Annotated in this window: 16 protein-coding genes; 8 read left to right on the top strand and 8 right to left on the bottom strand. The window is 46.7% G+C overall.

The features are described from left to right. Positions 1-12: 12 nt before the first annotated feature. Both BM122_RS14125 and BM122_RS14120 read right to left on the bottom strand, forming a co-directional pair. Positions 13-393 (bottom strand): nucleotidyltransferase domain-containing protein, encoded by a 381-nt coding sequence (locus BM122_RS14125; RefSeq protein WP_074906175.1) that lies wholly within the window; start codon positions 391-393, stop codon positions 13-15. Beyond that, positions 390-806 carry a nucleotidyltransferase substrate binding protein gene (locus BM122_RS14120; RefSeq protein WP_074906173.1) on the bottom strand — a complete coding sequence of 139 codons (417 nt, stop codon included), beginning with the start codon at positions 804-806 and terminating at the stop codon, positions 390-392. Before BM122_RS14120 ends, BM122_RS14125 begins: the two co-directional genes overlap by 4 nt. A 143-nt stretch (positions 807-949) precedes the next feature. Between BM122_RS14120 and BM122_RS14115 the strand changes: the two genes are divergently transcribed. The 8 genes from BM122_RS14115 (at position 950) to BM122_RS14080 (ending at position 10,205) form a co-directional block, all read left to right on the top strand. Continuing rightward, positions 950-1,744: an aldolase gene (locus BM122_RS14115; RefSeq protein ID WP_074906172.1), complete on the top strand. Its 795-nt coding sequence runs from the start codon at positions 950-952 to the stop codon at positions 1,742-1,744. Then, positions 1,741-5,403 carry an ATP-binding protein gene (locus tag BM122_RS14110; protein WP_074906170.1) on the top strand — a complete coding sequence of 1,221 codons (3,663 nt, stop codon included), beginning with the start codon at positions 1,741-1,743 and terminating at the stop codon, positions 5,401-5,403. Before BM122_RS14115 ends, BM122_RS14110 begins: the two co-directional genes overlap by 4 nt. A gap of 11 nt (positions 5,404-5,414) precedes the next feature. Then, on the top strand, positions 5,415-6,575 hold the full coding sequence (sucC, locus tag BM122_RS14105) for an ADP-forming succinate--CoA ligase subunit beta (protein WP_074906168.1): 1,161 nt from the start codon (positions 5,415-5,417) through the stop codon (positions 6,573-6,575). Between the two features lie 20 nt (positions 6,576-6,595). Then, entirely contained in the window at positions 6,596-7,471 is an 876-nt protein-coding gene (gene sucD / locus BM122_RS14100) for a succinate--CoA ligase subunit alpha (RefSeq protein ID WP_074906167.1), read from the top strand. Positions 7,472-7,530: 59 nt separating this feature from the next. Beyond that, the gene (locus BM122_RS14095) at positions 7,531-7,875 is read left to right on the top strand and encodes a hypothetical protein (protein ID WP_074906165.1); all 345 of its coding nucleotides are present in this window, start codon (positions 7,531-7,533) and stop codon (positions 7,873-7,875) included. An 81-nt stretch (positions 7,876-7,956) separates the two neighbouring features. Continuing rightward, on the top strand, positions 7,957-9,414 hold the full coding sequence (dacB, locus tag BM122_RS14090) for a D-alanyl-D-alanine carboxypeptidase/D-alanyl-D-alanine endopeptidase (protein ID WP_256212072.1): 1,458 nt from the start codon (positions 7,957-7,959) through the stop codon (positions 9,412-9,414). A gap of 99 nt (positions 9,415-9,513) precedes the next feature. Next, on the top strand, positions 9,514-9,747 hold the full coding sequence (locus BM122_RS14085; protein WP_074906164.1) for a hypothetical protein: 234 nt from the start codon (positions 9,514-9,516) through the stop codon (positions 9,745-9,747). A 227-nt stretch (positions 9,748-9,974) separates the two neighbouring features. After that, positions 9,975-10,205, top strand: a complete 231-nt coding sequence (locus BM122_RS14080; protein ID WP_074906162.1) for a DUF1640 domain-containing protein — start codon at positions 9,975-9,977, stop codon at positions 10,203-10,205. Positions 10,206-10,313: 108 nt separating this feature from the next. Here the strand turns inward: BM122_RS14080 and BM122_RS14075 are convergent, their stop codons facing one another. From BM122_RS14075 to BM122_RS23415, 6 genes are all read right to left on the bottom strand, one after another. Then, on the bottom strand, positions 10,314-10,649 hold the full coding sequence (locus BM122_RS14075; protein WP_074906161.1) for a HigA family addiction module antitoxin: 336 nt from the start codon (positions 10,647-10,649) through the stop codon (positions 10,314-10,316). 11 nt (positions 10,650-10,660) lie between these two features. Further along, positions 10,661-10,939 carry a type II toxin-antitoxin system RelE/ParE family toxin gene (locus BM122_RS14070; RefSeq protein WP_074906160.1) on the bottom strand — a complete coding sequence of 93 codons (279 nt, stop codon included), beginning with the start codon at positions 10,937-10,939 and terminating at the stop codon, positions 10,661-10,663. 941 nt (positions 10,940-11,880) lie between these two features. Continuing rightward, positions 11,881-12,084 (bottom strand): PIN domain-containing protein, encoded by a 204-nt coding sequence (locus BM122_RS25270; protein WP_256212071.1) that lies wholly within the window; start codon positions 12,082-12,084, stop codon positions 11,881-11,883. Further along, positions 12,081-12,275 (bottom strand): type II toxin-antitoxin system VapB family antitoxin, encoded by a 195-nt coding sequence (locus BM122_RS14055; protein WP_074906195.1) that lies wholly within the window; start codon positions 12,273-12,275, stop codon positions 12,081-12,083. Before BM122_RS14055 ends, BM122_RS25270 begins: the two co-directional genes overlap by 4 nt. Before the next feature lie 397 nt (positions 12,276-12,672). After that, positions 12,673-13,059: a hypothetical protein gene (locus BM122_RS14050; protein WP_074906157.1), complete on the bottom strand. Its 387-nt coding sequence runs from the start codon at positions 13,057-13,059 to the stop codon at positions 12,673-12,675. A 57-nt stretch (positions 13,060-13,116) separates the two neighbouring features. Beyond that, on the bottom strand, positions 13,117-14,040 hold a 924-nt coding region (locus tag BM122_RS23415), incomplete at its 5' end, for an Agd3-related carbohydrate deacetylase (RefSeq protein ID WP_442754261.1).

Below are 14,040 nucleotides of genomic sequence, written 5' to 3'. Positions count from 1 at the left end.
TATGCATGCCTTTTATTTATGCATGCCTTTTATCTTTGTCGAATTCTCAGCAGTTGCTTCAACGGCTTGTGCGCTTTTATCATAGATCACTATCCCTACTCGGTCGATATGCGCAATTAGATCAATGTTAGTGAGTTGGTGATATTGCGACAGATCTACGGTGTACGGGAGATATAAATCGTCGATTTGATCTTCGATTTGCATCATTTCAGCAAAATCGAGTATGCGACCCTTAATGGTCAAATCGATATCCGAGCCAGAACGGTAAGTGCCCTTAGCGCGAGAGCCATAGATCAGCACTGAATCAATTGTGCTATGCTGCCTAAAAACACTGTTGAGCTTATCCAGTGTAGTCTGTGACAAACCCAGTTTGGCTGCTACCTCTGCATTCATGGCAGATATTTTTCCATTTCTGTTTGCAGATCTTCAAAACAGGGGAAATAATCCTTTATGATGACCGTCACCAGTCGATTGGCGGTGCCTTCGTCATAGGTGTGTGAGGAGATATTTCTAATTTGAATCATAGACATCCATTGTTCACCGTCTTTGATCAGCTCCACTTTGAAAGCTGCGCGTATCGTATCTTTTGATCCTTTAATATTTGGATTGCCTTGATCCATCAGAAAATCCTTGAGCACATTCCATGCTAACTCATGCGTGAACTCAAAAGCTTGGATCACCCCTTGTTTCTCCAGTTGCGATAGGGGGCGTTGTCTGCTGAGTGCTACAGCATCTTTGAGCTGGGTTAGGACTTTTTTATAGTTGCTAAAGCGTTGCTGCCAACGTACATCAGGGCAATTTATCATGCTATTCCACTATGTGTTCTTAATCGCTTGAAGGAGAAGCAAGAATAGTTAACGCAATCAGTATAATTATTTGGTATGCTGATTATTATTGACCATTTTATACCGGTATGAGCCAGTATGAGCCACAATCAGAGAAAGCAACCATGAGTAATGACACCTTCAATCTCGATAAAGATCAATTGATTCAACGCGCTTTCGATCAGATGGAGCAGCATATCCAGGGTACGGGCTATTCCTTACGCCAGAAACTGGCCTTGACGTGTCGCATTCTGTTCGATAATGGTCATGATTCAGGCCTTGCTGGCCAGATCACGGCGCGTATGGAACAGCCGGGTACTTTCCTGACGCAGCGACTTGGCTTGGGGTTCGACGAGATCAGCGCAAATAATCTGTTGCTGGTTGATGAGAATCTGCAGGTCCTGGAAGGGGACGGCATGGCTAATCCCGCCAATCGCTTCCATGCCTGGGTCTATCGCGCGCGCCCTGATGTGCGCTGTATCATCCATACCCATGCGGTGCATACGGCAGCTTTGAGCATGTTGGAGGTGCCTTTGGAAGTTTCTCATATGGATAATTGCGTACTCTATGATGATGTGGCTTTTCTGCCCAAATGGCCCGGGGTGCCGGTAGGCAACGAGGAAGGTGAGCTGATTGCATCCGCATTGGGCAATAAACGGGCTTTATTGCTGGCACATCATGGCTTATTGGTGGCTTGTGGCAGTATCGAAGAAGCGTGTTTGTTGTCACTCGCATTTGAGCGGGCTGCGCGTATGCATTTGCTGGCAGCTTCTGCTGGTAAGATTCAGCCGATTGATCCGGAACTCGGACGTGAGGCACACGATTGGATTTTGCGCGCGCAACGCAGTGCAGCTGCGTTTGCCTACTATGCGCGCCGCAGCCTGAAACAGCCACACAATGCAGATTGCGTGCGAGAATGATTCCAATTCAATTCACTTCCCTGACACAGCGCTTCGCAATCTGGTTTACACTTGTCGCGCTACTCCCCATCGTTCTGATTGGCTATAGCCTGTTACGAACGTTTGAGAGCGAAATTCACAAGGCCGCTATCCAGCAAGTTTCCGCTATCGCTGATAAAAAAGTTGAGCAAATTGACGACTACTTAAATGAGCGCATGCAGGATGCTAACGTACTTCAGGCGGCTGAAACGACCTATCAAGCAGTGAATGAATTTACCAGGGTTTTTAGCCAGTATGGCGCGGATTCTAAAGAATACCGTGATTTAAACGCTGTACACCGCGATCACTATAAACGGTTTGTTGAGAGAGCACACTATTATGATGTCTTCCTGATTTCGACGGATGGCTGGATAGTATTTAGCCATGCGCATGAATCAGATTTTGCTACCAATTTAAATACTGGCCGCTACCGGGATACGGGGTTGGCTCACGTATTTCGTCAGGCACTGGCTACACGGGCAAGCAGTATTTCGGATTTCGAATATTACGGACCTTCCAAAGGAGAAATTGCGGCTTTCGTGGCAGTTCCCATCATAATTGATGGAAAGTTAAGTGGTGTTTTTGCACTGCAGATATATAGTGAACATGTATTTAAAGTGCTAACAAATAATGTCGGGCTGGGAAAGAGTGGTGAAACGGTTGTCACGCGTCTTGAAAATGAACATACTGCACTGGTCATGGCGCCTTTAAGAGACGAGCCGGATGCTGCCTTAAAGCGAACCATTTCTCTGGATTACCCCATTCTGTCCACTACCATTAAACATAGCCTGAGCGAGCAAGCGGGAGGGGGGCTGGCTATTGATTATAGTGGTAATGAGGTAGTGGCGGCCTGGCGTTATCTTCCACGCATGAAGTGGGGAATGGTGGTTCAGATTGATGTGGAGGAAGCGTTTGCCGCTGTCTTCCGGGTACGCACCATTGATCTTGTGATTCTGTGCGTAGCCTTTATCCTTGCCACGTTAGGGGCACTATTGTTCAACCGGCGCGTAGTCACTCCCTTGAAAAAACTCAATGAAGGAGCGCAGGCAATTGCCTCAGGGGATTTGCAACAGCGAGTTCCAAGCGAAGGGTGGGATGAGATAGGGAAATTTGCAGACGCCTTCAATACCATGACTGAACGGTTGAGTACCAGCTATCGTGAACTGGAAGATCGTGTGGCCGAACGGACAGCCGAACTGGAAAGTGCTAATGCTGAATTAGCCATCAAGGAAGAAGAAACGCGTTCAGTCGTCGAGCACATGGTGGACTGTGTCGTCACGACGGATGAAAAAGGCGTCATGCTATCGGTCAATCCGGTGATGCAAAAGTTATTTGGTTATACCAGCGAAGAAGCAGTTGGGCAGAATGTGTCTGTCTTGGTTCCAGAGCCCGATCGAAGTAAACATTCATTTTATATGGATCGATACTGTAAGACTGGGCAAGGTCAAGAATATATCGGTCGTCATTCACCCGGAACGCATAGCATTGGTCTTGGGCGTGAAGTAGAAGCCGTACACAAAAATGGTGAACGGATTCCTATCTATCTCGCGGTCAGTGAATACTTCGTAGGGGAGGTACGCCATTTTACCGGGGTGATGCGTGATATCCGCGAGCATGTAAAGATCATGAAGGATTTGGAGAATGCTCGACTTGAAGCGGAGGAAGCTAATAAGGCTAAATCAGCTTTCCTGGCGGTGATGAGTCACGAGATTCGAACGCCTATGAATGGTGTGATTGGGATGATTGAAGTCTTGCAGCAATCAAGCTTGACCAGCTATCAGATGGAAATGACCAATCTGATCAAAGAATCAGCGTTTACCTTACTGGAAATTATCGAAGATATTCTTGATTTCTCAAAAGTGGAAGCTGGCAAGATAGAGATCGAACTTACCCCTATTCCATTGGCCGCAGTAGTAGAAAAGGCATGCAGCATGCTGGAGCATTTGGCAGCAAGCCGCGGAGTAGAGCTGACTTTATTTACCGACCCGACTATCCCTGAGGAAGTACTTGGCGATGCGTTGCGACTACGCCAAGTGCTGGTCAATCTGATCAACAATGCGATCAAATTTTCCAGTGGTCAGCAGCGACTGGGGCGAGTGTCCGTTCACGTGAGCATGACCGAGTCGAGTCCCGACCGTGTGCTTATCGCATTTCAGGTAACCGATAATGGTATCGGTATGAATAAAGAGACGCTGAATCGTCTGTTCATCCCCTTTAGCCAAGGAGATGTATCAACGACTCGGCGTTTTGGCGGGACTGGCTTGGGACTAACGATTACTCATCATTTGGTGGAATTGATGGGAGGAGAAATTACTGTCCAGAGTAGTCCGGGTGAAGGTTCGACCTTTATCGTCCATTTACCCTTTAAGCCTGCACCGGTTAAACCAGCCAGCAGTCGCGAGAAAACGTTTAACCTAAAAGGGCTTTCATGCCTCGTAGTCGGTAGTGATGAGGGCATCAGTAACGACCTGGTTGCCTATCTGAAGTTTGCCGGGGCGAATGTTGAGCGCGTGATTGATCTTGATACGGCGCGTGAGCGCATCAAGACGCTTCCCCATGGGCAATGGCTACTGGTGATTGATGCAGGTCATGAGGAGCCTCCTGTAGATGATTTACGTTTAGCTTTCCGCACCCGCATGATGATTGAGACGAAAGAAAAACCTCATTTTGTCATCGTTAAGCGGGGGCGGCGTCATCGCGGACGTATCGAACCAGACGGATCGGTTACGCTAGACGGGAATATTTTATATCGACAAGCCTTTCTTCAGGCCGTTGCTGCTGCCGCAGGTAGAGCAAAACTGGAAGAAGAAGTCGCTACGCCGGAGGGAGTTAAAAAGGTTACCCCCCCCTCCCGTGAGGAAGCCTTGCAGCAAGGTAAACTCATTCTGGTAGCGGAAGATAATGAGATCAACCAGAAAGTGATTCGACAGCAACTGGCTTTGCTGGGGTATACCGCGGATGTGGTGGCGGATGGGCAGGAAGCTTTGCAGCGCTGGCAAAGCGGAAACTATGCTCTGCTACTCACTGACCTGCACATGCCGAAGATGGATGGCTATCAGCTTACCCAAAATATCCGCAGAGCCCAGCAAGGCAAGACTAGGATTCCCATTATTGCGCTCACAGCGAATGCGCTCAAGGGTGAAGCCGATAAATGCCGTGCGATCGGTATGGATGATTATCTGAGTAAGCCAGTCCAATTGCAACAACTCAAAGCCACGCTGGGGAAATGGATGCCTGCACCCGAACAAAAGCCCGCTGCACTTGCTGAGCAAGCTGTAGGCAGTCAAGCAGCTACTTCGGTAGACGTGAGTGTCCTCGAAGCATTGGTGGGGAATGATCCCGCCACCATTCGAGAATTTTTGCAGGATTTTCGTGCCAATGCCCGCGAAATTGGCGAGCAATTGCGAAGTGCCGTTGACAAGAATCAATTCGATTCAATTAAAGCAGCCGCGCATAAACTCAAATCATCGGCGCGATCAGTCGGAGCAATACAGCTAGGGGAATGGTGTGCGAAAATAGAGCAAGCAGCCAAAGATAGCAATGAAAAAGAATTAGCCAGTTTGCTGCCTCATTTCGAAGAAGAACTGAAAGCAGTCGATAACTATTTGGCTACACTGGATAAAAACAATAAAGAAGAATAGGGATATTAACCATGAAAATTCATGAGTACCAGGCTAAGGAGATTTTACGCCGTTATGGGGTAAAGACACCGTCAGGCATCGCATGCTTCAGCGTGGATGGCGCTGTTGCCGCTGCTGAAAAACTAGGTGGTGATAAATGGGTCATCAAGTCACAAATCTATGCAGGCGGGCGGGGTAAAGGCGGGGGGGTCAAATTAGCGCGATCGCTGGCAGAAGTACGGTTACTGGCGGAAGGCATGCTGAATAAACCGCTCATCACCCCGCAAACGGGTCCAGCCGGACAAGTAGTTCGTCGCCTCTATCTCGAGCAAGGGGTCGATATCCAGCACGAATATTATGTGGGAATCGTAATAGATCGCCGTCGACAGCGTGCCTGCCTGATGGCAAGCTCGGAAGGGGGCATGGATATCGAACAAGTGGCTGCGAGTACGCCAGAAAAAATTCATAAAATTCTGATTAACCCCATGACAGGACTGAGTGATCAGGAGGCAAGTATCTTAGCGAGTAAAATCGGCCTGCCTGCATCCAGTCAACTGGCAGCACAAACTTTATTGAAAGGGTTATATCAGGCTTTTGACGAGAATGACGCCTCGCTGCTTGAAATTAATCCGCTCATTGTCACGAGTGACGGTCAGGTGCTGGCGTTGGATGCAAAAATGAATTTCGATGATAACGCGCTCTTTCGTCATCCCGATATTGTCGCTTTGCGCGATCTGGATGAAGAAGATCCGACAGAAATCGAAGCAGCCGAGCATGATCTCTCGTATATTCCCCTCGATGGTAATATTGGTTGTCTAGTGAATGGCGCAGGACTTGCGATGGCCACGATGGATATCATCAAGCTTTATGGCGGTAACCCTGCTAACTTCCTGGATGTGGGAGGTGGGGCGACTGTTGATAAAGTGACTGAGGCATTTAAACTCATGCTGCGTAATCCAAACTTGCGCGCTATTCTGATCAATATCTTTGGTGGCATCATGAAATGCGATGTCATTGCGCAAGGCGTGACTATGGCAGCACGAGAAGTAGAATTAGCAGTGCCATTGATTGTGCGCCTGGAAGGAACTAATGTGGAATTGGGTAAAAAAATTCTGGCTGAATCGGGATTGCCGATTATTTCTGCAACGACGATGGCCGATGCTGCTGAGAAAGCAGTCAATGCCGCCGCATAGCAGCAAGGAGAATCTAGACCATGTCTATCTTGATTAATAAAAATAGCCGGGTAATGACCCAAGGTATTACGGGTAAAACGGGACAGTTTCATACCCGACTGTGTCGTGACTATGCCAACGGACAACAATGTTTTGTCGCAGGCGTCAATCCCAAAAAACCGGGTGAGCAGTTTGAGGGCATCCCCATTTTTGCTACTGTGCAGGAAGCCAAGGAGGCCACCGGTGCGACCGTTTCAGTCATTTATGTACCGCCTGGGTTTGCTGCGGCAGCGATCGATGAAGCAGTCGAAGCGGAGCTCGACCTGGCTATTTGTATCACGGAAGGCATCCCCGTGCGCGATATGCTGCGCACCCGTTATAAGATGGAGGGGCGCAAAACACTCCTGATTGGACCCAATTGCCCCGGCATCATTACCCCCGATGAGATCAAAATTGGCATCATGCCCGGCTATATCCATCAGAAAGGGCGCATTGGTGTGGTTTCACGATCAGGCACGCTGACTTATGAAGCCGTTGCGCAGCTTATGGCATTAGGATTAGGGCAATCCACCTGCGTGGGCATCGGTGGGGATCCGATCAATGGATTGAAACATCTCGATGTGATGAAGCTGTTTAATGATGACGCTGAAACCGATGCGGTATTGATGGTAGGCGAGATCGGTGGAACGGATGAAGAAGACTGCGCACGCTGGATCAAGGACAACATGAAAAAGCCGGTGATTGGCTTTATCGCAGGCCTGGCCGCACCGCCCGGAAAGCGCATGGGGCATGCCGGTGCCATTATTGCGGGTGGTCAAGGAACGGCGCAGGAAAAAATTGCCGTCATGGAGGAATGCGGGATTCGCGTCACCCGCAACCCAGCGGAAATGGGTAAATTACTCAAATCGGTATTATAACTATAAAGACACGGATTTAGGCTTTGCCGAAGATTTAGAGAGAATAAAAAGGGAAGTTAATGATGTATCAAATTTCAACTGTATCTTTAATGGCTCTATTTTTAGTCGGGTTACTCGCAAGCTGTGCCCCGACTCAACCCTTGCCATCACCAACCACACCTGTGCCTGAAGCACAACCGGCCCCGGCGCCAATGAAGCGTCCGGCTGGACCTTTACCTCCCAGTACACGGCCCACTTACAATCTGAGCGGTTATCCCCCTGCCACCAAGGAAGGCTATATTGATGGCTGTGAAACCGCGAAAAAAACCCGTTATGGTTTCAAGGATGAGCAACGCTATCGTAATGATGGGCAATACCGCATGGGATGGGATGATGGGTTTGCGATTTGCAAGGGTAAACATTAATTTAACCTCAAAACCGTTTTAAGTAAAAAAACAATAGTATGCAAATTTATTCAGACCTTTTAAATTGGGATGTAACCATCCTTGAGCCTAAAGTCTAAATCAAGCGCGATTCTTTCTTTTTTACTGGCGATAACCACATTATGCGCTTTATCCGCATGGTCAGCCGACATGCCGCAGGCTGTCCGTCAGGCACTCAAGCAAGCAGGGATTCCTGAGACGGCGGTCGGCATTTATGTAAAAGAAGTCAGTAGCCAGCAGCCAGTGATGGCGGTTAATTCAGATACCCCCTTGAACCCTGCTTCGGTGATGAAGCTGGTCACCACCTATGCGGGATTGGAATTGCTGGGTCCAGCCTATAGCTGGCGAACTGAAATCTATGCATTAGGTAAGGTAGAGGATGGGGTCTTACGAGGCGACCTCGCGATTAAAGGGTATGGTGATCCCCATCTCAATCTGGAAAATTTCTGGCTGTTGGTTCGCCAAATCCGGCAGGCCGGTATCAAAGAAATTACAGGCGATCTGCTTCTGGACAACAGCTATTACAATGTGACTGTGGGTGATCCTGGCGCTTTTGATGGGGATCGCTATAAAACCTATAACATTTTCCCTGAGGCGCTATTGGTCAATTATCGCACCTCAGCATTGCATCTGATCCCCCAGGCAGAAAATAATACAGTACGCGTCGTGGCTGATCCTGCCTCGGAATTACTCGATTTGCAGAATAATCTGAAACTGACTCGCGGTAATTGCGGTGACTGGAGTAATCAACTGCGGGTCGAGGTCCGTGAACGGCAAGGCAATAATGGCCGAACTACCGTTATTCTCGGTGGTAACTATGCGATGCAATGTGGTCAGAATACCTATTATTTGAGTCTGCATGAAAACCCAGCCTATATTCATGATTTATTCAAAAAGTTATGGCGACAGCAAGGCGGTTCATTTAGCGGCGTCGTTCGCAATGGTGTCGTGCCAAAAGAAATAGCGCCGCTCAGAGTCTATCATTCGCCACCGCTTGCGCAAATTATTCGAGGAATTAATAAATTCAGTAATAACGTGGCGGCACGACAGCTCTATTTGACACTGGGGGATATAATGATTCCGTCAAATGACCACACGACTGTTTCTTTAGAGCAATCTGATCAAGCCATCAGGCGCTGGTTGTTGACCAAACGTTTAAGCTCCCCGGAATTAATTCTGGAGAATGGTTCAGGGCTATCGCGCACGGAGCGGATCAGTGCCAGTCAAATGGGAGAATTGCTGGTAGCAGCATTCCACAGCCCGGTGATGCCGGAATTCATCTCATCCTTGCCGATAGCCGGAGTGGATGGAACCATGAAAAGCCGTTTCAAAGGGACACTGGTTGCAGGAAGGGCGCATATGAAAACCGGTACGCTCAACGAGGTAACGACAATTGCGGGTTATTTATTGGACCATAAAAATCGCCGTAATGTCGTTGTTTTCTTTGTTAATCATGCGCAAGCAGCTAACGCACGCTCAGCTATGGATGCGCTGATTAGATGGGCATATGAAAGAGCATAACAAATTTCATTTCCTAATCAAAAATGACGCGAAGGCGAGCCGCAGACAGTATAAATAATACGGCAAGGTGAAGCCGACAATGTCAGTTTTGATTTAGAAATGGAATTAGATAACGCTGGCAGGCAGATGGCTTACCGCGAACTGTTCCGTGATGAATTGGAGCAGGGTCTGGTGGATGACATCCGGCGGGCGACGAATGGCAATTTCGCGCTAGGCAATGAACGCTTTGCGGCACAGATATCGGCAGCTGTAGGACGACGAGCAGCACCCGGCAAGCCTGGACGACCACGTAAGATTGAAGAACCAAAATCCAGCAATCTGATCCTTGCATAACCTAAAACCGTGCGCTAGCGAGTGCTATTGAATTTTTGCAGAAAAGCAGTGATTTGTTGCATAGTAACTGCAGTACTTCGATCAGCAATGATTGTGATTATTGCTTATGTATATATTTATTCCATTTCTAAATCAAAAATGACGCGAAGGCGAGCCGCAGACAGTATAATTAATACGGCAAGGTGAATCCGACAAAGTCAGTTTTGATTTAGAAATGGAATTAAATAATGCCTTCAATAACGTTTGATACTCATAAATTTATTCGCCGCCTCCGAGAAGCTGGTATTTCAGAAGAACAAGCGGAAGCGATTGCAGAGGCTTTTCGTGAAGCTAATCTCGAGGCTGAAATTGCGACGAAGACAGATCTTCGTGAGCTTGAATATCGACTCATTATCAAGCTTGGAACGATGATCGTTGTAGCAATAGGCGTTGTGGCAACATTGGTTAAGTTGTTGTAATCCGTCGACGAGCATAAAAAGTTTCCTCAAAAAGAACGAAAATAAGGGACAGACACTGAGGTATCCTCACGAATTAATCTCCCTCCAATGAGTAGAAGTAGTACCCTATTAGGGTTGATATATCGACAATCTCAGGTCTGTTGTATGCTTTATATTTACACGCTTCACTTTTGGTAGACCGGCTTTGCGCGCATTCCATAAGTCATAAGCTGCTTGCTGTGCTATCCATAAATCAGCACTTCCTCCATTTTCTACCCCTAACCAACATTCGAATCGTAAGGCCATTTCAGGAGAGATAGCAGCACGGCCATTTAGCACACGCGATAAAGTAGCCCGACTCACGTTGAGTTGTTCAGCTGCTTTAGTTACCGATAACCCCAAAGCGGGCAGTATATCTTCTCGCAATGTTTCGCCTGGGTGTGGCGGATTGTGCATTCTGCTCATGTTTGTTTCTCCTAATGGTAATCTTGATAATTAACTAGCACAGCATCTTCGCCTTCAAAGGTAAAGGTAATTCGCCAATTGCCATTTACTGTCACCGAGTAATGTCCAACGGGGTCACCGCTTAAAGAATGTAGTTTCCAGCCAAGAATATTCATATCACTTGCATTTTTGGCAAGATCAAGCTTTATCAATTGTCGCCTTAACCGCGCAGCATGATGCGGTTGAATGCCAGATAGGTTGCCGGTAGTAAAGAAAGCTTCAAGTCCTTTATGGCAAAAAGTTTTTATCATGCTGGATTGTATACCGTAGCGTCACGGGTTACAAATATTACTTGATAGCACGCAAACCTAAATTAGCTTTACCATTAGTAAAATAAGGAACGGACTCTGAGGAGTCCCCACGAATTACTTCATGGCAACAATGGATCATGCTCGAGCCATAAAAGCGGAAACGATCAAGTAGATCGTTCCAGTAAATCCTTTACCGCTCGCAGTGAGCCTATCAAACTGCTCGCGGTGAGCCTGTCGAACTGCTAAGAAACTGATATCAGCCTTCGACTAGCTTATTCCATTTCTAAATCAAAAATGACGCGAAGGCGAGCCGCAGACAGTATAAATAATATGGCAAGGTGAAGCTGACAAAGTCAGTTTTGATTTAGAAATGGAATTAGGCCGAACGGGTACTATTGTAAATGTTATTCTGGACCGATCTACTAGTGTACAAATCACACACAGTGTCAATATACGAAGTCTTTCATTACGACAAAACAAAATTCTGAGCTATTTTTTGGCTCGTTGGAATTACGGAATCAGCAATGACGAGACTGCAAAAAAACAGATCGCGGATAAATTTGGGTTGTATTATTCTACTTTTAGCCTGGTAGTTAAAAAATAGAGAAAAACTAGATGGCGAATAGTAAACCTGATCCCATTGTTTCTTGCCTAATATTGCGCTCTATCCGGCCCGCTCTTGTAAGCTCTATGGATGTTCTTGAATTTTATTAGAGGCATAAGCGGGTGGGCTTTGGCGTCATGTGTTGGTTGTGACCGCGCGTAAGTCGAGATATTCTGCAAAAGGAAGGAAATCTCTATCAGAAAATAAGAGTGGATATTTTTCTTCGATGCAAAATGTTGCGATGATTGTGTCAACAGTTTTCCTTATTGTAATGCCTCGTTTCCGCAAATACCGAAAATTGTCGACCGATTTAATCGCGATTTCCATGTTAAGCATATTAATTAAAAATGCTTAATGATGTAAGCAACTGTTTCGCGGTCTCGTAATCTTTGTCGATGCGGAAGCCTTGAAGTACTTCAATCAAAATAAGCTCGCCTATACCCAACGGCTTAACACCAAGTAGCATATCGAGCTTGCTTGTTTGCGGCGTATCCAGGTCATTGAAGTAGTCGATCCAGACACTGGAATCTATAAGAATCATCTTGTGGTTCGCATCTCTTCAAGGTCGCCTTCCCACTTTAGCTTGCCCTTGTATGCTTTAATGCTTTCTTGTTTTTTTAGTTTAATCAGAATCTTAAGCGCGTGTTCAACAGCTTCTCGCTTGGTTTTGAGTCCTGTAACTTTGAGGGCATCTTCCATAAGTTTGTCATCAATAACTATGTTCGTTCTCATTAGGAGGAAGCCCCGGTGTGTATAATAAAATCTGTCTATACACATAGTAGTGCGAATCCAGAGTACAAACAAGAGGCACATTCTTATTCCATTTCTAAATCAAAAATGACGCGAAGGCGAGCCGCAGACAGTATAAATAATACGGCAAGGTGAAGCCGACAATGTCAGTTTTGATTTGGAAATGGAATAACGTGAGTTCGACATAAGGATCACAACAAACCACGGTAAAAGAGCTTGAGTGGGCTTAATATTAAGGGAAGGTTTCTTTTTCGCGCGGAAAGTGTAATTCTAATTTTCAATAAAAAAAGGACTCTAGACTAACAGATCATGGCTGCTAGTCTAGAGCTTAAGTAGTTACTCAGAGGCGACTATTATTGCTCATTGAACAAGAAAGCAATTATTCAGCCTCCTTGTCGAAATAAGCAGCCGCATCAAGAAGCGGTTGAGCATTGCCGCCTTGTTGAGCAACAATAGCTGCCGATTCTCTAAGTCGCTCTGCCATTGATTTCGCCTGCTGAGGGTAATATGAATTTTCCTCTCCCTGTTCCCGCCCTTCTCTTATCCCCTTTCCTTTTTTTAACTTATGCTCCTCCTCTTTCCGTATTTTATTTCTTTGCTCCTCATCCTTATTATGTCCCGGTGCGGCATCAGATTTGCCGGGAATATCAGGTTTTTGCCCTTGGGCTGCCTGTGCCGATTTTGGCATCCCTGTGCCGATCGTCATAACCACGGCGACAATCAGCAGAGCAAGGATGGTTTTCAATGAGTGAATGTAGTGTTTCATTTGATTACCCTCTTAATTATTAATCCTTTTCTATAAAATTACCGAAGTAGTGGTTGCTTATTGCGCCAGCGCCCGGTTGACGGTGTACACTGTTGGTGTCGTGGTAACGGTAATTACAGAAATACGCTGACCACCATATAAATTTCCCCCGGCAATACCCGTGACCTCTAGATACAATGTTTTATTTGCCGATATGGTGACTTGATTGGTAGTCCGATCCCATTGCGCTTGAATAATCGCACTCTTAGCATCGAGCTTATTCTTTGTCTTATTGCCAATTTGCCAATATGGTAAATTCAAGACCGGTAAATTAAGCAATCGCTCGTATGCAGAAAAGACAGCGTTTAACCAATCAAATATCAGCGTGTTACCGTTTGCATAATTGGCTGCATTCGATTGATGGAAAAAATGAGGCCATTCATTAAAGCTCAGCATATGGCGTACCGCATTGTCAGCTTCAGCCGCGAGTATTTCTGCATAACTCCTGGGGGTGCAGATCGCCCCAGGTATGGTGCAAGGATCTTGGCCGGCATTGACAAACCGATCGTGAAACATATAGTTGTATTCATCTACCAACTGATCCGGATTAATGACATTCACGAACACATTGGTTGGCCAGCGAGGCAACATGAGAAGATTAGTCTCCCTGCCATCATCGTACTGAGTGATATATTGCTCAATGTTCTGCCCTTGCTGCGATGAGTCGGAAGCCAGATATGCAACCCCCATATTAGCAGCGGCTCGCAGGAACAGCGAATTGGCGCCACCTTGATCAAACGCTACGTCATCATCCTGAACATTGGCCATATTTGTGTGCAGCAAAGGATCATCGGTGCATTTGCGATCTTTCAGACCGGAGTGATTGCCAGTGAGCAGAATCGGATGATTATTCGCTTGCTCAGGCAGCCCCAACAGTCCCCACACCGTCCGGTTCTTGGTAATTTCCGCCTGGATAAGTGCCACGGCAGTAAAAGTTTCATA

This window comes from Nitrosomonas communis (assembly GCF_900114745.1).
Taxonomy (GTDB): Bacteria; Pseudomonadota; Gammaproteobacteria; order Burkholderiales; family Nitrosomonadaceae; genus Nitrosomonas; species Nitrosomonas communis_A.
This window is presented reverse-complemented; position numbering and strand designations above follow the sequence as displayed.